The sequence below is a fragment of the Salipiger marinus genome (genome assembly GCF_900100085.1).
In the GTDB taxonomy this organism is placed as follows: domain Bacteria; phylum Pseudomonadota; class Alphaproteobacteria; order Rhodobacterales; family Rhodobacteraceae; genus Salipiger; species Salipiger marinus.
The window spans coordinates 21,435-41,837 of the sequence record NZ_FNEJ01000019.1 but is presented as its reverse complement, the minus strand read 5'-3'; the positions used below and the strand labels follow the sequence as shown (position 1 = coordinate 41,837).

Here is a 20,403-nt window from a genome sequence, read left to right as displayed (position 1 = left end):
CGGGTAGATACGCGCCTCGCCTTGGGTTTATAATAAACCCGAAAGTCAGTTGAGTTGTGCCCTCATGGAACAGATCGGACTGGAGCGCTTGACCGGCCTCATCGCCTTTGCCCGGACGGCGTCGCTCGGCAGCTACTCTGCCGCTGCCCGGTCGCTGTCGGTGTCGCCCTCTGCGGTCAGCAAGAGCGTCCGGCGGCTGGAAGACCAGCTGGGCATCGCGCTCTTCACGCGCACCACACGGTCGATCGCCCTGACGACCGAAGGGCAGGAGCTGCACCAGCGTGCCCTGCGCCTGATCGAAGCGGCCGAGGATATCGAGCAGACGGCCAGTTCCCTCCGGTCCGAGCCTGTCGGGCGGCTGCGGATCGCGGCACCCCTGCCGATCGGCATCCACGTGATTGCGCCGGCCCTTCCGCGCTTTCGCGCGCAGTACCCGAATGTTGTCCTCGATCTGCGGCTGAGCGACAGGTTCGTGGATCTGGTCGAGGAAGGCGTCGATCTCGCTGTCAGGATCGGCGAGCTTGCAGAGTCCCGTCTGCTGTCGCGGAAGCTGGCGGTGCAGACGCTCTGCTGCTTTGCCTCTCCCGACTACCTTGCCGCCCGCGGCGAGCCGCGCCGCCCCGCGGATCTCGAGGCGCACGAGACGGTCGCGCTGCGCTACCAGAGTTCGGGGATGCTGATGCCCTGGCCCTTCCGGACCAGCGACCGCACGACCGAAATCCTGCCCGAGGCCGCGATCACGGTCGATGCCAGCGATGCCCTGATCCAGGCGCTGCTTGCCGGTGCGGGGATCGGCATGACCTCGACGCTCCTTGCTGCGCCCCACGTCGCGCGTGGCACGCTTGTTCCCGTGCTTGGTGCCTTCGCCGTCGAGCGCAGCGCGATCACCGCGATCTGGCCGGAGAGCCGAAGAAGCACCCCATCCGTGCGGGCCTTCCTGGACTTCCTGCAGGCGGAATTTCGCAACTACGCTCTCCGACCAGAGCCGCCGGTCCGCACGCCCACGGAACCCGAAGCGCAGCAACACTGAACCCCGGCCCTTCATGCCTGCCGCAGTATGCCGTAGGTCACTCAGTTCCGTCTGACGGGCATGGGCCAGAATGAAAGCCGGTCGTGGCGCGAGGCCACGGCGCCGGTCGATGCCGACCCCGTGGCCAGGACACACCGGTTTCAGCTGGCCGGAATGAGCTTGTCAGCCCGAAGGCGTTCGAAGAGGTCGAAAAACGCGGCGTCGGTGGCGACGTAGCCGGTAAAGCCCATCCGGCGGCTCTTCGACATGTCGGTCACCACCTCGATCGGACGGCCAAGATCGGCGTCAGTGTGCCATGGCGAGACGAGCCGGGCGAGGTCGGCCTCGGCAAGGCCGTGGCGGGCGGCCATGTCGGACCAGACCTCCGCGTCGTCTTTCATCTGCTCTGCGAGTGGACGCTCGGTGCCGTCGAACTCCTCCGCCTCAATGCCGAACCAGCCGGCGATGCGCGACCACATCCAGCTCCAGCGGAAGACATCGCCGTTGACCACGTTGAAATCCTCGTTGCGAGCCTCCGGGGTGACCGCAGCCCAGACTGCCTGAGCTGCAAGCTGGCGCGCATCGGTCATGTCGGTGAGGCTCTCCCATTGCACCTTCGACCCGGGGAAGCGGAACGGGCGCCCGGTTTCCCGGCAGATCGCGGCATAGACCGCCAGCGTCGTGCCCATGTTCATGGCGTTGCCGACCGCCTTTCCGATCACGGTATGCGGGCGGTGGACGCTCCAGCCGAAGCCGTCGCGTTTGGCGGCGGCGAAGACCACATCCTCCTGCGCGTAATAGAAGTTCGCCACGTCGAGCCGACCCTGATCCTCGCGGAAGGGCGTCTTGGGCAGGGTGCCTTTGCCATAAGCTTCGAACGGGCCGAGGTAATGCTTGAGGCCCGTCACCAGCGCTACATGTTCGACAGAGCCCGCAGGGCGCAGCGCGTCAAGCAGGTTGCGGACCATCGCGGCGTTGACCCGGATATTCTCGGCTTCGGTGTCTTTCCGCAGCCATGTCGTAAGGAACACATGCGTGGGATCAATGCCCGCGAGGGCTGCGCCAAGGGTGTCAGGATCAAGCAGATCCGCCGCGACTGGCGTCACGCCATCCTGTTCTCCGGGCGTCCGGGCAAGGCCGAAGACCGTCCAGCCATCGCCGACAAGTTGCTCGGCCACGGCGCTTCCCTGAATGCCGGTGGCGCCCACCACCAATGCGCGTTTCGTCATCTCGCTCTCCAATTTGTCTTTCCACGCCACATCTAGGCGCGAGCCGGCACTTCGGGTAGACGGCACCGAATTGGGACATAGGCACCATGAGGTAACCACCATGCAACCCGGCACAGACGAGCGGGAATGGCGCGAGGATTGCGCGCCGCGCCGCGTGCTCGAGATCTTTTCGACGAAATGGACCAGCATGATCCTGCACACGCTCCATGCGCTTCATGACGGGCGGGCGCGCACCGGCGTGCTGCATCGCAGCCTGCCCGGGATCTCCAAGAAGATGCTGGTCCAGACCCTGCGCGAGATGGAGCGCAGCGGCCTGATCGACCGCCACGTCAAGGGCACGGTTCCGCCAGCCGTGGAATACAGCCTGACCTCGCTTGGACACCGTTTCGTTGGCTTGGTCGATCTGGTTTACGACTGGGGCCGCCAAAACTCCGACGCGCTGGATCTGCTGCAAGAGCGGCCCTCCTCCCGCCGGAAATCAGGTGACTAGGGGGTCCGGTGGCCAAGGGCCGCAGGGACAAAGGACGGCTACCCGAACGGCGCGGCGTCGTCCGGCAAGGACCGACCGAAAATGTTCTCGCGGTGCCAGCGCAGGTTCTCCGGGTGCGGCGCGTTTCGCGGATCCACAGGCCTGACAAGCTTGCCGCCGGGCGCCAGAAGCCGCCCCACGACATCACCGGGCACCTTGTTGTGAGAGACGAGAATCGTCTCGCAGTCAGCTGCAACCGAGATCAGGCCACGGTCGAACATCCAGTGCAGCGTGCCCGAAAGCGCCAGCCCGTTGCGCACGGAATCGCTTCCCAGGCTCTCGACGGGCCGGATATGCGCTGCCTGCACCTCGGGCCGCCCGCCGCCATTGCGCAGCATCAGGCCGGACATGGCGCAGCGATAGCCATACGCGTCCCGCACCTTCCGGCGGAACGCGACGTCGCGGTAGGGTCTCCGGGTCAGCCGCTCAAGCACCGGTCGCTCGAAAAGTTCGGCGCCATCGTCAAACTCTGCCGGCTGCGGGTCGTAGCGCGTCGCCTCGATCCGTTCCAGATCCTGAGGAAGCCCCAAGTTGACGATGTGGGCGAAATCCGCGTCAGGCAGGCGTCTGACGGCCAGCTGCACGGCGCCACCCTTCTTCGGCGTTCCGTCCGGTTCGGTCAGCGACGCCTCCATCGGCCGCCCCTCGACCAGCCGCGGCACCTCACGGTCGAAAGGAAGAAAGCTCCCGGGCTCGATCATGGCGAGAAACCGGCCCGCGGCGCCCGGTTTCGGGATCACCCGCTCGATCTTCGCCACCGCGAAATAACCGCGCGGCCCGGCTTTGACCGGTTCGTAATAGACGATCCAGTCACCAACCGCTTCCTCGACTGCCCTGAGATAGGAGCGCGGAAAATCATAGACGATGTCCGGCTCGTCCTCGTAGATCGAGTCGGCCTTATGCAAGAGGACCAGCTTACCCATGCCTTCAGGAACGCCGTAACCGACCGAGACGCAAGGATTTTCTGTGCGGAGCCTGCGTGAACGGCCTGATGCAGGCTCGTCGGCGAAACCCATCGCGCGGCTTTGGATCAAAGGGCGCCTGACCGCTGCACTTGGCGGCCAGACAGCGCCCCCGGCCCCTTTACCGCCCGCGCGCGGGTCAGCCCGCCTCGGCGCGCGGGCCGACTGCGGCGATATACTGGTCGTAGGTGCGGCTGAGCGCGGTGATGTGCACGCGCATCAGATCCGCCGCCGCCTCCGCCTCGCCCCGGTCCATGGCCTCCAGGATCGCGGCATGTTCGCCCATGGAGGCGCGCAGGCGCCCGGTCACATCCAGCTGCCGCCGCCGGAACGGGCTCAGCCGCCGCAGCAGGCGCCGGGTCTCCTCGGCCAGAAACTCGTTGCCCGAGGCCTCGTAGATCACCCCGTGCAGGCGTCCGTTGGCGGCGTAATAGTCATCCGCCCGGCCCTCTGACAGCGCCTCCTCGCAGCCGCGCGCGGCCTCCTGCAGGCGCAGCCGCTGCGCGGGCGTGATGCGCTTGGTGGCAAGCTTCACGCACAGCGCCTCCATCTCGCCCATCAGTTCGAACATCTCCACCAGCCGGGTCATCGACGGGCGCCGCACGAAGGCGCCGCGATTGGGAATCAGTTCGACCAGCCCGATGGCCTGCAGGCTCTGCAGCGCCTCGCGCAGCGGCGTGCGCGACACGTCGAACTGCCGGGCCAGCGCGACCTCGTTCAGCTTTTCGCCATCCTCATACGCACCCATCGCGATGGCCTGCTCAATTTCCGAGCAGATGCGGTCAGCGGCGCGGGATTTCTCTGGCATCAGGATTTTCCTTGACCCAATACAACGCTATCGTGATTGTATACAAAAATAGAAAAAATAACGCAACTCACAAAGGCAAGCCAACTGCCTGTAACAGAGAGGAAAATCCCAAGATGACCCCTGCACGGATGCTGCTTGGATCCACCTGTCTTGCGCTTTGCGCGGGCATGGCCAACGCCGATCAAGCCAGCGGCACGCTCAATCTTGCCTTCTCCAAGGAGGTCGAGACGGCGGATGTCTATTTCAACACCGCCCGCGAAGGCCTGCTGCTCAACCATGCGATCTGGGACGGGCTGCTGTACCGCAACCCCGAAACCGGCGCCTATGAGGGCAATCTGGCCACCGACTGGACATGGATCGACCCCACCACCATCGAATTCAAGCTGCGCGAGGGCGTGACCTTCCACAATGGCGAAGCCTTCACCGCCGATGACGTGGTCTACACCGTCGACTATGTGACCAACCCTGACAATGGCGTGAAGAACCTCGCCAATGTCATGTGGATGGAGCGCGCCGAAAAGATCGACGATCACACCGTGCGGCTGATCCTCAAGGCGCCCTTCCCGGCGGCAGAGGATTTCCTTGCCGGTCCCGTCGCGATCTATCCCGACGAATATTATGCCGAAGTCGGCCCGCAGGGCATGGGCGTGGCCCCCATCGGCACCGGCCCGCTGAAAGTGGCAGAACTGGATCCGGGCAAACATTTTGTGCTGGAGGCGAACGAGGCCTATTTCGACGGGCCCAAGGGCGCGTCTGCCATCGGCCGCATCGACATCCGCACCATTCCCGACGTGAACACCCAGATCGCCGAATTCTTCAACGGCACGCTGGATTTCCTGTGGAACGTCCCCGCCGATCAGGCCGAAAAGCTGGAGGCGATGGGCCGCTACGAGGTGGTGAACGCCCCCGCCATGCGCGTGGGCTATATCAGCATGGACGCGGCGGGCCGGTCCGGGGAGTCTCCGCTGACCGACAAGCGGGTGCGGCAGGCGATCTATCACGCCATCGACCGCCAGACGATCCTCGACGCGCTGGTGAAGGGCAGCTCCAAGGTGGTCGACAGCGCCTGCGCCCCGGTGCAGACCGCCTGCGCGCAGGATCTGCCGAGCTATGAGTATGATCCCGAAAAGGCCAAGGCGCTGCTGGCCGAGGCGGGCTATGCCGACGGGTTCACCATCGATTTCTACGCCTATCGCGACCGCCCCTATGCCGAGGCGATGATGGGCTTTCTGGATGCGGTGGGGATCAAGACCAACCTCAATTACATGCAATACGCCGCCCTGCGCGAACAGCACCGCAAGGGCGAGGTGCCGATGACCTTCCTGACATGGGGCTCCAATTCGGTGGCCGATGCCTCGGCCATGACCGCCGAATTCTTCACCGGCGGCCCGCAGGACGATGCCCGCGACCCCGAGATCATCGACTGGATCCAGCAGGCGGATTCCACCACCGACAAGGAAAAGCGCGCAGGGCATTACAAGCAGGCGCTCACCAAGATCGTCGAGGAAGCCTATTGGGTGCCGCTGTTCACCTACAACGTGAACTACGTGCTGGGGCCGGACATCGCCTATACCCCCACCGACGACGAGATCGTGCGCTTCTTCGCCTTCGACTGGAAATGACCGGATCCGTGCCGGGCCGCCTTCCGGCCCGGCACGGTTTCGCGGGATGCCCGGCCCCGCATGGCCGGCAAAAGGGCGCCTTACATGCTGCTATTCACTCTCAAACGTTTCGGGCTGGCGATCTGCGTGGCACTGACCGTGTCCGCGATCAGCTTTGGCCTGCTTTATATGGCGGGCGATCCGGCGGTGGCCATCGCGGGCGAAAACGCCTCCTCCGTGGATATCGCCGCCATCACCGCGCAATACGGCTTCGACCGGCCGCTGCTGGTGCAATATGCCGACTGGCTGGGCGGGGCGCTGACCGGCGATCTGGGCCGGTCATGGTATTTCGACCTGCCGGTGACGCAGATCGTCACCGACCGGCTGGGCGTCACCGTGACGCTGGGGGCGCTGGCCATCAGCTTTGCGCTGATCCTTGCCATTCCCATGGGGGTGGCGGCGGCGGTGCGGCCCAATTCGCTGATCGACCGCGCCGCGCTGTTCCTGTCGGTGGTGGGTCAGGCGATCCCGTCCTTCTGGTTCGGGCTGATCCTGATCGTGGTGTTTTCGATCAAGCTGGGGCTGGTGCCCGCCTCGGGCTCGGCCAGCTGGAAACATTTCATCCTGCCCACCGTGGTGCTGGGCTATTACGCCACCCCCGCCATCATGCGCCTGACCCGCGCGGGCATGCTGGAGGTGCTGTCGGCGGATTACATCCGCACCGCCCGCGCCAAGGGGCTCGACACCCGCAAGATCCTGTTCAAGCACGCGCTGCGCAACGCCATCATCCCGGTGATCTCGCTGGCGGCGGTGCAGATGGGCTTCATGCTCGGCGGCTCCATCGTGGTGGAATCGATCTTTGCGCTGCACGGGGCGGGGTATCTGGCGTGGGAAAGCATCTCGCGCAATGACCTGCCGGTGATGCAGGCGCTGATCCTCGTTTTCTCGATGTTCTACATCCTGTTCACCTTTCTGGCGGACCTGCTCAACGCGTGGATGGATCCGCGCCTGCGCGTCGGCTGAAAGGTCATGACCATGACGGATAGTTCCATGACCCATACCCCGCCCGTCCCCCCCGTGCGCGAGGTCCAGCCCAGCCCCCGGCAGATGATGCTGCGCCGCGCGCTGCGCCATCGCGGCCTGCTCTTTGGCGGCGCGGTGATGCTGGTGATCCTGCTGATCGCCATCTTCGCCCCGCTGCTGAGCCAGCACAGCCCCTATGCGCAAAGCCTGATGGCCCGGATGAAACCGCCGGTCTTTCTGGGCGGCGAGGCGACGCACTGGCTGGGCACCGATGCGCTGGGGCGCGATTACTGGTCGCGTCTGGCCCATGGCGCCCGGGTGTCGCTGATGATCGGGCTGTTCGCCGCCACCATCTCGGCGCTGATCGGATCGACGCTTGGCATCCTTGCGGGCTATTTCGGCGGGCGCGTCGACATGGCGGTGACCTTTCTCATCAACGTGCGGCTCGCCATGCCCGTGGTGCTGGTGGCGCTGGCGGTGGTGGCGCTTTTCGGCGGATCGCTGACCGTGGTGGTCACCGTGCTGGGCCTGCTGCTGTGGGACCGCTTCGCCGTGGTGCTGCGCGCCGCCACCATGCAGGTGCGCAAGCTGGAATATGTCGCCGCCGCCGAGGTGCTGGGCGCCTCGCTGCCGCGCATCCTGTGGAAGGACATCCTGCCCAACGTGATGAACCATCTCATCGTGATCTTCACGCTGGAAATGGCCCATGCCATCATCCTTGAGGCGGCGCTGTCCTTTCTGGGGCTGGGGGTGCAGCCGCCCACGCCGTCCTGGGGGCTGATGATCTCCGAAGGCAAGGAAATGCTGCTGTTCGAGCCGTGGCTCATCACCATTCCCGGCGTGGCGCTGTTCCTGCTGGTCCTGTCCATCAACATGCTGGGCGACGGCATCCGCGATGTCACCGCCCCCGAGGGGCGCAACTGATGACCGATCCCATCCTGTCCATCCGCAACCTGACCGTGGATCTGCCGCGCGGCGCCGACCGCCCCCATGCGGTCGAGGCGCTGACCCTGCAGGTCCAGCCGCGCGAGATCGTCTGCATCGTCGGCGAAAGCGGCTCCGGCAAGTCGATCACCGCCTTCACCACCATGGGGCTGCTGCCCAAGGCGCTGACCCCCAGTTCCGGCGAGGTGCTGTTCGAAGGGCGCGACCTGCTGACCCTGCCCGCCGCCGAACATGCCAAGCTGCGCGGGCGCCGCATGGCGATGATCTTTCAGGAGCCGATGTCGGCGCTCAATCCCTGCTACACCGTGGGCGACCAGATCGAGGAGATGTTCGAACAGCACACCACGCTGTCGAAGGCCGAGCGCCGCGCCCGCACGCTGCATCTGCTGGACGAGGTGCAGCTGCCCGACCCGCCGCGCATCTACGAAAGCTACCCGCATCAGCTGTCGGGCGGGCAGCGCCAGCGCATCGTCATCGCCATGGCGCTGGCGCTGGATCCGGCGCTGCTGATCGCGGACGAGCCGACCACAGCGCTTGATCTGTCGACACAGGCGCAGATCCTGCATCTGCTGAAGGATCTGCGCGAAAAACACTCCGCCGGCATCCTGTTCGTCACCCATGATTTCGACGTGGTGGCAGAGATTGCCGACCGCGTGGTGGTGATGAAGCAGGGCCGCATCGTCGAACAGGGCCCCGCTGAAGAGGTGCTGACCCGCCCCCGCCATCCCTATACCCGCCTGCTGATCGACGCCGTGCCGCGCCGCAGCCGGGCCGTGGGGCAGGATCTGTCGCGCTCGCCAGAGATCCTGCGCGTGGCGGGGCTGGACAAGACCTATCACATCCGGGGCACCATGTTCCGCCCCGCCCGCACCGTCCATGCCTGCCGCGATATCGAATTCGGCGTGCGCCGGGGTGAAACGCTGGGCATCGTGGGCGAAAGCGGCTCTGGCAAGTCGACGCTGGTCAAATGCCTGATCCGGCTGGAGGATCCGGACAACGGCGCGGTCTGGGTGGAGGGCACCAACATCGCGGGTTATTCGCGCCGGGCGCTGCACCCCTATCGCAAGGACATCCAGATCGTCTTTCAGGATCCGTATGGCTCGCTCAACCCGCGGCGCACCATCGGCGACCAGCTGGCCGAGGGGCCGACCAATTTCGGCGAACCGCGCGCCAAGGTGATGGCGCGCGCCCGCGAGCTGATGCGGATCGTGCGGCTGGAGCCGGAGGCGCTCAACCGCTATCCCAACCAGTTTTCCGGCGGGCAGCGGCAGCGCATCTGCATCGCCCGCGCGCTGATGGTCGAACCCAAGGTGCTGATCGCCGACGAGGCGGTGTCGGCGCTGGATGTGTCGGTGCAGAAAGAGGTGCTGAAACTGCTCAACGAGATCCGCGACCGCATGGGGCTGACCGTGCTTTTCATCACCCATGACCTGCGGGTGGCGGCACAGGTCTGCGACCGGCTCATCGTGATGCAGAAAGGCGAGATCGTGGAGCGCGGCACCGTCGACGAGGTGTTCGGCACCCCCAAACACGCCTATACGCAGAAACTGCTGGCCGCGCAGCCGGGTCAGGCCTGGGAGGTGCCCGACATCGCCTCCCTGCCCCCCGCGCGGCTTGATGCCATGGGAGGGTTGATATGAGCGGATCGTTTTCGCGTTCGCAAAGCGTGCGCAAGCCGGGGGTCACCGCGACCTCGGGCGGGGTGGTGGCGGCACAGCATGCGCTGGCTGCCGAAGCAGGCGCGCAGGTGCTGGCCGCAGGCGGCGACGCGGTCGATGCGGCGGTGGCGGTCAGCTTCGCCATCGGGGTGCTGGAACCGTGGATGTCCGGCCCCATGGGCGGCGGCGCCATGATGCTGTGGCGCGAGGACGAAGGCCGCGCCTATGCGGTGAATTACGGCATGTGCGCGTCCGAAGCGCTGGATCCGGCCCATTACCCGCTGGCGGGCACCGGCAAGGCCACGGGGGATCTGTTCCCCTGGGAAGCGGTGGTGGAGGATCGCAACGTCATCGGCGGATCCTCGGTGGCGGTGCCCGGCACCGTGGCGGGCGCGGCAGAGGTGCATGGCCGCTTTGGCCGGATGCCATGGGCCGACCTGCTGGCCCCGGCCATCAGCTTTGCCAAGCAGGGGATGCTGGTCGACTGGTATGCCGCGCTGATCATCGCCTCCTCGGCGCAGGCGCTGTCGCGCGATCCCGATGCGGCGGCGCTGTTTCTGGATCAAGGCACATGGCCCAAGATCTTTGGCTGGACGGCGCAGTCGGAACTGCGGCTCGATCAGTCCGCCATGGCCGCGACCCTGACCCGGCTGGCCGAGGCGGGCCCGCGCGATTTCTACGAAGGCGACATCGCGCAGGCGCTGGTGGCCGATGTGACCGCCAAGGGCGGCTTCCTGACCGCAGGCGATCTGGCCAGCTATCGCGCCGACTGGCAGGCGCCGCTGCACATCCCCTTCCGCGACGGCGGGCTGTGGGCGGTGCCCAGCTTCAGCGCCGGGCCGACGCTCGCCGATGCGGTGGCGCGCTGGCAGCAGGATTATGCCGCAGCGGAGGCCGCAAGCCCGCAGGCGCATGTGGCCCGCGCGACGGCCCTGCGCGCCGCCTATGAGGCGCGGCTTGCTGGCATGGGCGATCACGAGGCGGCCAAGGCCCCCGGCTGCACCACGCATTTTTCCATCGTGGACCGGCAGGGCAACATGGTCGCCATGACCCAGACGCTGCTGTCGATCTTCGGCTCGCGCACGCTGTCGCCGCAGACCGGGCTGATGCTCAACAACGGCATCATGTGGTTCGATCCGGAACCGGGCAAGCCCAACTCGCTGGCACCCGGCAAGCGCTGCCTGATGAATGTCTGCCCGGTGATCGGCGAGGCGCCGGGGCGGCGCTTTGCGCTGGGCGCCAGCGGCGGGCGCAAGATCATGCCCGCCGTGGGCCAGATCGCGGGCCACCTGATCGAACAGGGCATGACCCTGCAGGACGCGATCGAGGCCCCCCGGCTCGACGTGTCGGGCGGCGATGTGGTGATCGCCGACGAACGGCTGGCGGGCGCGGTGACCGGGGCGCTGGCGGCGCGCTTTCCCACCGCCACCGCCCAGCGCCTGCCCTTTCCCTATGCCTTCGCCTGCCCCGCCGGGGTGATGCGGACAGGCGATGTCAATTCCGGCACGACCGAGACCTTTTCGCCTTGGGGCGATGGGGTGGCCGAACCTTTGTCCTGAAAGACCGATCCGATGACCTCTCATGACGCGGCGCTGGCGATCAGCGCAGACTATTTCGACACGGGCCGCTTTCAGGCCGATCTGGCGCGGCTGGTGGCCTTTCCCACCGAAAGCCAGGAGCCGCATGGCGCGCCGCATCTGCGCGCCTATCTGGACGAGGCGATGATCCCTATGCTGCAGGCCATGGGCTTTGCCTGCCGCATCCATGCCAACCCGGCGGGGGCAGGCCCGATCCTGACGGCGGAGCGGATCGAGGATCCGGCGCTGACCACCGTGCTGACCTATGGCCATGGCGACGTGATCCGCGCCCAGACCGACCAGTGGCGCGCGGGGCTGACCCCCTTCACCCTGACCGAAGAGGGCGAGCGGCTTTATGGCCGGGGCAGCGCCGACAACAAGTGCCAGCATCTCATCAACCTGCGCGCCATGGCGGCACTGATCGAGGCGGAGGGCCGTCTGGGCTTCAACGCCAAGCTGCTGATCGAGATGGGCGAGGAAGCGGGCTCGCCGGGGCTGAAGCAGTTCTGCGAGGAGAATGCCGGTCTGCTGGCGGCGGATGTGTTCATCGCCTCGGACGGGCCGCGCCTGACCCCGGACCGGCCCACGATCTTTACCGGCTCGCGCGGCGGCGCGATGTTCGATCTGGTGGTGGATCTGCGCGAGGGCGCGCATCATTCCGGCAATTTCGGCGGGCTTCTGGCCGATCCGGCGATGATCCTTGCCCATGCGCTGGCCTGCATCACCGATGCGCGCGGCCAGATCCGGGTGCCGGAATGGCGCCCCGACAGCCTGACTCCGCGCATCCGCGAGGTGCTGGCGGTGCTGCCCGCCGTCGAGGCCGGGATCGCGCTCGACCCTGACTGGGGCGAAGAAAGCCTGAGCCCCGCCGAACGGGTCTTTGGCTGGAACAGCTTCGCGGTGCTTGCGATGAAATCGGGCGTGCCGGAGGCGCCGGTCAACGCCATTTCCGGCCATGCCCGCGCCACCTGCCAGCTGCGCTATGTGGTGGGCACCGATCCTGCGGACATCCTGCCCGCGCTGCGCCGCCATCTGGACGCGCAGGGCTTTACGCAGGTGCGCATCGAGGCTGCCGACAGCGGCAGCTTTCCGGCCACGCGGCTTGACCCCGATCATCCGTGGGTGCGCTTTGCCAGTGCGGCGCTGGAGCGCGCCACCGACCGCGCGCCGGACATCCTGCCCAATCTGGGCGGATCGCTGCCCAATGACTGCTTTGCCGAAGTGCTGGCGCTGCCCACGATCTGGGTGCCGCATTCCTATGCGGGCTGTTCGCAGCACGCGCCCAACGAACATATCCTGAAGCCGCTGGCGCGGCAGGCGCTGATCGGCATGACCGGGCTTTTCGCCGAGATCGCCGCAGGCGCCGGTCTGCCCGGGCGGGCCGCGTGATGCAGGAGGCGCTGCTGCTCCTGGTCCTGATCGCCGCCGCAGGCGGGGTGGCGGGCATCATTTCGGGGCTTCTGGGCGTGGGCGGCGGCATCGTGCTGGTGCCGGTGTTCTATTACGTCTTCGAGGCGCTGGACTATCACCCCGACCAGCTCATGCAGATCTGCGTGGCCACCTCGACCGGCACGATCATCTTCACCTCGCTGCGGTCGGTTCTGGCGCATCACCGGCGCGGCGCGGTCAGCGCCCACCTGATCCGGGGCTGGGGGCCGTTCATCGCCGTGGGCGCCGTGGCGGGGGTGTTTGCCGCCGCCGCCCTGCGGTCGCGCGAACTGCAGGTGGTGTTCGGCCTGATCGGCGTGACGCTGGGGCTTTATATGGCCTTTGGCCCGCGCCACTGGCGGCTGGCGCAGGATCTGCCCGGGCGCGCGCTCAGCGCCGTTTATGGCGGGTTCATCGGCTTCTGTTCGGCGCTGATGGGCATTGGCGGCGGGTCTTTCACCGTGCCGCTGCTGACCGCCTATAACGTGCCGCCGCATCGCGCCGTGGGCACCTCGCCCGGGTTCGGGCTGCTGATCTCGGTCCCCGCGTTCATCACCTTCCTGCTGACCGGCTGGCAGATCACCGGCAAGCCGCCCTACACCGTGGGCTATGTCAACCTGCCCGCCGTGGCGCTGGTCACGCTTGCCACGCTGGTCACCGTGCCCTTGGGCGTCCGGCTTGCCCACCGGCTGAGCCCCGCGCATCTGCGGGTGGTGTTTGCCGTCACCGTTCTGGTGCTGGCGGGCAACATGCTGCGCAAGGGCGTGATGGGCTGAGCCCCTCCTTATCCATGAAAGGCCATATTCCATGAGCACCTCCCTTCCCGCCGATCCCGCCGATCTGGGCGCCCTTGCCGCCCGCCGCCTGATCGCCCGCAAGCAGCTGTCGCCGGTGGAACTGGCCGAGGCCTGCATCGCCCGCACCGAGGCGGTGGATCACGCCGTCAACGCGCTGATCGCGCGTGATTTTGACGGCATGCTGGAAGGCGCGCGCAGCGCCGAGGCGGCGGTGATGCGCGGCGCGCCGCTGGGGGCGCTGCACGGGCTGCCGCTCGCGGTCAAGGACATGGTGGATGTGGCGGGCCTGCCCACCACCTACGGATCAGAGGTGTTCCGCGACAACATCGCCACCGGCGACGATGCCATGGTGGTGGCGCTGCGCGGCGCGGGGGCGCTGCCCATGGGCAAGACCAACACCCCGGAATGGAGCGCGGGCGCCAACACCCGCAACACCGTCAATGGCGTCACCGCCAACCCCTATGATCTGAGCCGCACCTGCGCCGGATCCTCCGGCGGCTCGGCGGTGGCTTTGGCCTGCGGCTATACACCGCTCGCCACCGGGTCGGATACCGGCGGCAGCCTGCGCAACCCGGCGGCCTATTGCGGCGTGGTGGGCTTCCGTCCCAGCCCCGGCGTGGTGCCGGGCGACACCCGGGGCACGGCGCTGATCCCGCTGCCCACCCCCGGACCCATGGCGCGCAGCGTCGGCGATCTGGGGCTGATGCTGTCGGTCATGGCCCGGCCCGACCGGCGCGATCCCTATACGGTGATGGTGGACGGGCGCACACCGTGGGATCCGGCGGGCTTTGCCACCCTGCCCGCGCGGGATCTGTCCTCGCTGCGGGTGGCCGCGACCGAGGATTTCGGCTTTGCCCCGGTCGAAGGAATGATCCGCAGCCATTTCCAGATGGCGCTGGCCGAGCTGGAGCCGCAGTTCGGGCGGCTCGACCACACCACCCCCGACTGCACCGAAGCCGACCGGATCTTTGCCATCCTGCGCGCGGTGCAGTTCTTGGGCAAACACGCGCAGCTTGTGGACACCATGCCCGACAAGGTGGGCCCCAACGTCACCGACAACGTCGCCGAAGGCCGCCGCTATTCCGCCGAGGACGTTTCCTGGGCGCTGCACCGGCAGGCGGAATATCACCGCGCGTGGCAGGGGTTCTTCGACCATCACGACATCCTGCTGTCGCCCGCCGTCACCATCAGCCCGCGCCCGTGGCGCGAGTTCTACCCCACCCAGATCGACGGCACGCCCACGCAAAGCTATTACCACTGGCTGGCGCTGGCCTATGCCACCACCATCCCCGGCCATCCCTCCATCACCATTCCCTGCGGCCATGACGCCAATGGCATGCCCTTCGGGCTGCAGATCACCGGGCGCCGCCATGGCGATGCCGAGGTGCTGGCCATCGCCGCCGAACTGGAGGCCGTCATCGCGGGCAGCTCCACCCTTGCCCCGCGCCGCCCGGATCTTGCACTGTTGCGCGCGGCCCCGGCGCTGCGCGACGCACCCGGCTTTTACACCTTCGACTGATCCTGAAAGGACCATCCATGGCCATCCCCCTGTCCAAGACCCGCCGCCACGGCGACACGCTTTATCTGTCGGGCGAGCTGGGCTTTGCCCCTGACGGCACCCTGCCCGAGGGCATCACCGCGCAGACCGAACAGTGCCTTAACAATATCGAGGCGACACTGGCCAAGGAGGGCAAGTCGCTGGCCGACGTGATCTCCTGCACCTGCTACCTGACCGATCCTGCGGATTTTGCCGCCTTCAACGCGGTCTATTCCGCGCGCTTTCCGGAACCCTTTCCGGTGCGCACCACCATCGGCTGCGCGCTGATGATCGACGCGAAGGTGGAAATCACCGTCATCGCCAAGGGCTGAGGCAGACCGATGACGGAGACTGTCATTCTGGGCGCAGGCATGGCGGGCTTGGGCGCCGCGCTTGCCCTGCAGGAGGCCGGACATGCGGTCACCGTCATCGACCGCACCGGCCCCGGTGCGGAAACCAGCCACGGCAATGCGGGGGCGATTCAGGCGGAAGCGGCGGAACCCTATGCCTTTCCGCGCGATCTCGCCACGCTCTGGACCTATGCGCGGGGGCGCAGCAACGATCTGCTGTGGCACCCGCGCGGGGTGCTGCGGCAGGCGGCAGCGCTCTGGACCTATTGGGGCAATTCCAGCCCGGTGCGGCATCAGGCGCTGTCGCAAAGCTATGCCCGGCTGGTGGCCCGCGCCACGACCGACCACGCGCCGCTCATCGCCGCCTCGGGCAGCGAGGCGCTGATCCGGCGCACGGGACTGGGCGAGATCCACCGCCAGCCCGCCACGCTGGAGGCCGCCGCCCGCCATGCCGACCTGATGCGGGAGCGGTATGGCATCGCCTCCACCCTCGCCACTGACGAGCCCGCGCTGCATGCCCCCGTTGCGGGCATCCTGACATGGACCGACAGCTGGAGCAGCAGCGACCCCGGCGCGCTTTGCCGCGCCTATGCGGATCTGCTGACCGCGCGCGGCGGGCGGATCGTCACGGCAGAGATCCTGTCCCTGTCGAATCGCGGGCCGGGCTGGCGGCTTTACACCAGCGCCGGAGAGGTCACCGCCTCGGACGTGGTGGTGGCGCTTGGGCCTTGGTCGCCCGCCCTGCTGGAACGGCTGGGCTACCGCGTGCCGATGGTGACCAAACGCGGCTATCACGGCCATTTCGCCAGCCCCGCGACGCTGGCGCGGCCCTATGTGGATGTGGACAATGGCATCGTGCTGTCGAGCATGGCGCGCGGGCTGCGCATCACCACGGGCGCGCATCTGACCGGGCTTGCCGCGCCGCGCGACCTGCGCCAGCTGCAGCGCGGCGCGCAGGCGGCGGCGGAGCTTGTCCCCTTGGGCGATCCTGTGCCGGACAGCATCTGGCACGGCCACCGCCCCTGCCTGCCCGACATGCTGCCGCTGGTGGGGGCAGCACCGCGCCATCGCGGGCTGTGGTTCGATTTTGGCCACGGCCATCAGGGATTTACCCTTGGCCCCACCACGGGGCGGCTGCTGGCAGAAATCATGGACGGGCGCGAGGATGAGCTGACCCGCGCGCTGTCCCCCGGCGCAAGGCGGCTCTGACCCCCGGAACGGCAGGTCAGAACGGCAGCGGCGCGTTCTCTTTCACCTCCTTCATCACGAAGAAGGTGCGGATCTGGCGCACGCCCGGCAGCGCGATCAGCATGCGCCCGTGCAGCAGGTTGAAATCCGCCATGTCGCGCACCCGGATTTTCAGCAGGTAGTCGAAATCTCCGGCGACAAGGTGGCAGTCCAGCACCTCCTTGCGGGCGCTGACCGCGCCCTCGAAGGCGGCAAAGCTGTCCGGGGTGGACCGGTCCAGCACCACCCCCACCATGACCAGCGCCCCCAGCCCCACCGATTGCGGCGCCACCCGCGCCTGCACCCCCATGACATGGCCCAGATCGAACAGCCGCTGCGTGCGCCGGTGACAGGTGGCGGCAGAGACATTCACCAGCCGCGCGATCTCGGCATTGGTCAGCCGCCCGTCGCGCTGCAGATGGCGCAGAATCGACCGGTCGATTCGGTCCAGATCCTGTGTGGAAGATTCTTCCATTCCAGCGGCTCCTGTCTGGCAAAGCTGCGACCCTGCTCCGTTATTTCCCCACAGATCACAAAAACCAAGCCCCAAGTTTGCAAGCACCTTTCAGGGATACGGCGCTAGTCTGCCGCCCATCGCAACAAGGAGGCTGCCGCATGTCGCTGCTGGACAAATTCGACCGTTACCCCCTGACCTTCGGACCCACCCCCATCGAACACCTGCCCCGCCTGACCGAGGCGCTGGGGGGCGACGTGCAGATCTATGCCAAGCGCGACGACTGCAATTCCGGCCTCGCCATGGGCGGCAACAAGCTGCGCAAGCTGGAATACATTGTGCCCGACGCCCTGAAGGAAGGCGCCGACACGCTGGTGTCGATCGGCGGCGTGCAGTCCAACCACACGCGGATGGTGGCGGCCACTGCCGCAAAACTGGGCATGGACTGCGTGGTGGTGCAGGAAAAATGGGTGCCGCATTTTGATGCCGTCTATGACCGCGTCGGCAACATCCTGATGACCCGGCTCATGGGCGCCGAATCGCGCATGGTCGAGGATGGCTTCGACATCGGCATCCGCAAAAGCTGGGAAGACGCGATCCAGTCGGTCAAGGACCGCGGCGGCAAGCCCTATGCCATCCCCGCTGGCGCCTCGGTGCACAAATATGGGGCACTGGGCTATATCGGCTTTGCCGAGGAAGTGGCGCAGCAGGAGGCCGATCTGGGCTTCCAGTTCGATTACATCGTGGTCTGCGTGGTCACCGGATCGACTCAGGCGGGCATGATCGTGGGCTTTTCCGCACAGGACCGCGCCGACCGGGTGATCGGCATCGACGCCTCGGGCACGCCCGAGCAGACCCGGGCGCAGGTGCGCCAGATCGTCGACAACGCGGCGGAGCTGGTCGACCTCGGCCGCCCGGTGCGGGACGATGAAATCGTCATCAACGAAGATTACGCCTATCCCGCCTATGGCGTGCCCTCGGAAGAGACCAACGAGGCCATCCGCCTTGCCGCCCGCACCGAGGCGATGATGACCGACCCGGTCTATGAGGGCAAATCCATGCAGGGCATGATCGATCTGGTGAAGAAGGGCTTCTTCCCCAAGGGATCGAAGGTGCTTTACGCCCATCTGGGCGGCGCGCCCGCGCTCAACGGCTACAGCTATTACTACCGCGAAGGCTGAACGCAGACCCCCGCCCGCAGGTGCTGCGGGCGGGGGGATGTTTATTGTCCGGGCGCCCGCAGACGCTGCAGGCGGGGGCTGATGCCTATTTTCCGGGCGCGCAGGGCGCCGGAGCGCCGGAGCGCAGGCTCAGTAGCCGCTGTCCGAGGTCAGCACGAAATGTCCGGGCGACACCTCGTCATAGACATTGGGCGCGGGTTCATAGCCCACGGGATGGATCGGCGACGGGATCGGCTTGAAGTTCAGATCCTTTTCCGACTTGCGCCGGTGCGGGTCGGCCACCGGCACCGCCAGCATCAGCGCCCGCGTATAGGGGTGCTGCGGGTTCTCGAACACCGCCGCGCGCGGCCCGATTTCCACGATGCGGCCCAGATACATGACCCCCACCCGATGGCTGACCCGTTCCACCACCGCCATGTCATGGCTGATGAACAGGTAGGACAGGCCCAGTTCGGCCTGAAGCTCCATCATCAGGTTCAGCACCTGCGCCTGCACCGACACGTCCAGCGCCGACACCGCCTCGTCGGCGACGATCAGCTTGGGGTTCAGCGCCAGCGCGCGGGCGATGGCGATGCGCTGGCGCTGCCCGCCCGACAGTTCATGCGGATAGCGGCGCATGTAGCTGCGCGGCAGTTCCACCCGGTCGAACAGATGCGCCACGCGGTCCATCACCTCGGATCCCTTGTGGGTGCCGAAATTGCGCATGGGCTCGGCCACTGCATCGGCCAGCTTCTGCTGCGGGTTGAGCGAGGCGAAGGGATCCTGAAAGATCATCTGCATGTCGCGCCGCGCGTCGCGCAGATGTTCGGGGCCAAGCCCCATCACATCCACCCCGTCCAGCACGATGCGGCCCTGCTGCGGTTCGATCAGCCGCAGGATCGACCGGCCACAGGTGGATTTGCCACAGCCCGATTCGCCGACAAGGCTCAGCGTCTGGCCCTTGTTGACGGTAAAGCTCACATTCTCCACCGCGTGGACATTGGCGATGGTGCGGCGGAAAAAGCCGCCCTTCACCGGAAAGCGCGTCACCAGACCTTCGACGGTCAGCAGCGGCTTGTCGCTGCCGGGGATGGGCTTGGGCACCTCGGCCTCGCGGCCCAGCAGCTTCATCGGTTCGGGCAGCGCCTTGCCGGTCATCTCGCCCAGCTTGGGCACGGCAGCCAGCAGCGCCTGCGTATAGGGATGCTTGGGCCGCTCGAAAATCTCCTCGACCGTGCCTTCCTCGACCTTGGTGCCGCGGAACATGACCACCACGCGGTCGGCCATCTGCGCCACCACCGCCATGTCATGGGTGATGAACATCACCGCCGTGCCGGTTTCCCGCTTCAGCCGGTCCATCAGCGCAAGGATTTCCGCCTGAATCGTCACGTCAAGCGCGGTGGTCGGCTCGTCCGCGATCAGCAGGCGCGGCTTGCAGGCCAGCGCCATGGCGATCACCACCCGCTGCCGCATGCCGCCCGACAGTTCATGCGGATACTGTTTCAGCCGCCGCTCCGGTTCGGGGATGCGCACCTGCTGCATCAGTTCCAGCGCCCGCGCCTCCGCCTGCTGGCGCGACATGCCGCGATGCACCCGCAGCCCTTCGGTCAGCTGGCGGCCCACGGTGAAGACCGGGTTGAGCGCGGTCATCGGTTCCTGAAAGATCATGCCGATCTCGTTGCCGCGGATGGTGCGCATCAGATCCTGATCCATCTGCGCCAGATCGACCTGCCCGCCCTCCTTGCGGTCGAACAGCAGGCGGCCATTGGCAATCTCGCCGCCGCCATATTCGATGAGCCGCATCAGCGACAGCGAGGAGACGGATTTCCCCGACCCCGATTCGCCCACGACGCAGACCGTCTCTCCGGGCGCGATGTCGAAGCTCACGTCCTCGACCCCGGTGACGGGGCCGTCCTTGGTCTGGAATTGCACCCGCAGGCGTTCGATGCGGGCGATGGGCTGCGCGGGGGCGCTGTCCAGCATATGAGCTCTCCGTGCTTGTCAGATGCAAACGCTAAGGGCAGCGGCGCGGAACTGTCAAACCCCTGACCCTGCTTACTCCAAGGCAATGCTTGCATTTTCCTTCCGTTCTGTTTCGATATTCGGCAA

18 protein-coding genes are annotated in these 20,403 nt (G+C 66.9%); 13 read left to right on the top strand and 5 right to left on the bottom strand.

Annotated features, from left to right (window positions below; genetic code table 11):
* Positions 1-64: 64 nt before the first annotated feature.
* Entirely contained in the window at positions 65-1,030 is a 966-nt protein-coding gene (locus BLR51_RS18910) for a LysR family transcriptional regulator (RefSeq protein WP_089849901.1), read from the top strand.
* A 140-nt stretch (positions 1,031-1,170) separates the two neighbouring features.
* Here BLR51_RS18910 and BLR51_RS18905 read toward each other — a convergent pair whose 3' ends face one another.
* Positions 1,171-2,238 (bottom strand): SDR family oxidoreductase, encoded by a 1,068-nt coding sequence (locus tag BLR51_RS18905; protein WP_089849900.1) that lies wholly within the window; start codon positions 2,236-2,238, stop codon positions 1,171-1,173.
* Positions 2,239-2,338: 100 nt separating this feature from the next.
* On the opposite strand from BLR51_RS18905, the gene BLR51_RS18900 reads away from it, so the two are divergent.
* The gene (locus tag BLR51_RS18900) at positions 2,339-2,728 is read left to right on the top strand and encodes a winged helix-turn-helix transcriptional regulator (RefSeq protein WP_089849898.1); all 390 of its coding nucleotides are present in this window, start codon (positions 2,339-2,341) and stop codon (positions 2,726-2,728) included.
* 38 nt (positions 2,729-2,766) lie between these two features.
* On the opposite strand, the gene BLR51_RS18895 is transcribed toward BLR51_RS18900, so the two are convergent.
* Both BLR51_RS18895 and BLR51_RS18890 read right to left on the bottom strand, forming a co-directional pair.
* On the bottom strand, positions 2,767-3,783 hold the full coding sequence (locus BLR51_RS18895) for an HNH endonuclease (RefSeq protein WP_242656779.1): 1,017 nt from the start codon (positions 3,781-3,783) through the stop codon (positions 2,767-2,769).
* 85 nt (positions 3,784-3,868) lie between these two features.
* Positions 3,869-4,537: a GntR family transcriptional regulator gene (locus BLR51_RS18890; protein WP_089849894.1), complete on the bottom strand. Its 669-nt coding sequence runs from the start codon at positions 4,535-4,537 to the stop codon at positions 3,869-3,871.
* Positions 4,538-4,650: 113 nt separating this feature from the next.
* Between BLR51_RS18890 and BLR51_RS18885 the strand changes: the two genes are divergently transcribed.
* The 10 genes from BLR51_RS18885 to BLR51_RS18840 all read left to right on the top strand — a co-directional run bounded on the left by BLR51_RS18885 (position 4,651) and on the right by BLR51_RS18840 (position 16,662).
* Positions 4,651-6,159 (top strand): ABC transporter substrate-binding protein, encoded by a 1,509-nt coding sequence (locus tag BLR51_RS18885; RefSeq protein WP_089849892.1) that lies wholly within the window; start codon positions 4,651-4,653, stop codon positions 6,157-6,159.
* An 84-nt stretch (positions 6,160-6,243) separates the two neighbouring features.
* Complete coding sequence (locus BLR51_RS18880; protein WP_089849890.1) at positions 6,244-7,161, top strand: ABC transporter permease; 918 nt, start codon at positions 6,244-6,246, stop codon at positions 7,159-7,161.
* A 27-nt stretch (positions 7,162-7,188) separates the two neighbouring features.
* Complete coding sequence (locus BLR51_RS18875) at positions 7,189-8,085, top strand: ABC transporter permease (RefSeq protein WP_375342691.1); 897 nt, start codon at positions 7,189-7,191, stop codon at positions 8,083-8,085.
* Positions 8,085-9,746 carry an ABC transporter ATP-binding protein gene (locus BLR51_RS18870; protein WP_089849888.1) on the top strand — a complete coding sequence of 554 codons (1,662 nt, stop codon included), beginning with the start codon at positions 8,085-8,087 and terminating at the stop codon, positions 9,744-9,746. Before BLR51_RS18875 ends, BLR51_RS18870 begins: the two co-directional genes overlap by 1 nt.
* Complete coding sequence (locus BLR51_RS18865; RefSeq protein WP_089849886.1) at positions 9,743-11,323, top strand: gamma-glutamyltransferase; 1,581 nt, start codon at positions 9,743-9,745, stop codon at positions 11,321-11,323. Before BLR51_RS18870 ends, BLR51_RS18865 begins: the two co-directional genes overlap by 4 nt.
* 12 nt (positions 11,324-11,335) lie before the next feature.
* Positions 11,336-12,730, top strand: a complete 1,395-nt coding sequence (locus tag BLR51_RS18860; protein ID WP_089849884.1) for a M20 family metallopeptidase — start codon at positions 11,336-11,338, stop codon at positions 12,728-12,730.
* A complete protein-coding gene (locus tag BLR51_RS18855) occupies positions 12,730-13,545 on the top strand; it encodes a sulfite exporter TauE/SafE family protein (RefSeq protein WP_089849882.1) in 816 nt (271 codons plus the stop codon). Before BLR51_RS18860 ends, BLR51_RS18855 begins: the two co-directional genes overlap by 1 nt.
* 31 nt (positions 13,546-13,576) lie before the next feature.
* Entirely contained in the window at positions 13,577-15,085 is a 1,509-nt protein-coding gene (locus tag BLR51_RS18850) for an amidase (RefSeq protein WP_089849880.1), read from the top strand.
* A 17-nt stretch (positions 15,086-15,102) separates the two neighbouring features.
* Positions 15,103-15,435 (top strand): RidA family protein, encoded by a 333-nt coding sequence (locus BLR51_RS18845; RefSeq protein WP_089849878.1) that lies wholly within the window; start codon positions 15,103-15,105, stop codon positions 15,433-15,435.
* 9 nt (positions 15,436-15,444) lie between these two features.
* Positions 15,445-16,662, top strand: coding sequence for an NAD(P)/FAD-dependent oxidoreductase (locus tag BLR51_RS18840; protein WP_089849876.1), 1,218 nt, complete (start codon positions 15,445-15,447; stop codon positions 16,660-16,662).
* A 16-nt stretch (positions 16,663-16,678) separates the two neighbouring features.
* Here BLR51_RS18840 and BLR51_RS18835 read toward each other — a convergent pair whose 3' ends face one another.
* Positions 16,679-17,155: an Lrp/AsnC ligand binding domain-containing protein gene (locus BLR51_RS18835; RefSeq protein ID WP_089849874.1), complete on the bottom strand. Its 477-nt coding sequence runs from the start codon at positions 17,153-17,155 to the stop codon at positions 16,679-16,681.
* A gap of 140 nt (positions 17,156-17,295) precedes the next feature.
* Between BLR51_RS18835 and BLR51_RS18830 the strand changes: the two genes are divergently transcribed.
* A complete protein-coding gene (locus tag BLR51_RS18830) occupies positions 17,296-18,315 on the top strand; it encodes a 1-aminocyclopropane-1-carboxylate deaminase (RefSeq protein WP_089849873.1) in 1,020 nt (339 codons plus the stop codon).
* A gap of 129 nt (positions 18,316-18,444) precedes the next feature.
* Here BLR51_RS18830 and BLR51_RS18825 read toward each other — a convergent pair whose 3' ends face one another.
* Positions 18,445-20,277, bottom strand: a complete 1,833-nt coding sequence (locus tag BLR51_RS18825) for an ABC transporter ATP-binding protein (RefSeq protein WP_089849871.1) — start codon at positions 20,275-20,277, stop codon at positions 18,445-18,447.
* Between the last annotated feature and the right edge of the window lie 126 nt (positions 20,278-20,403).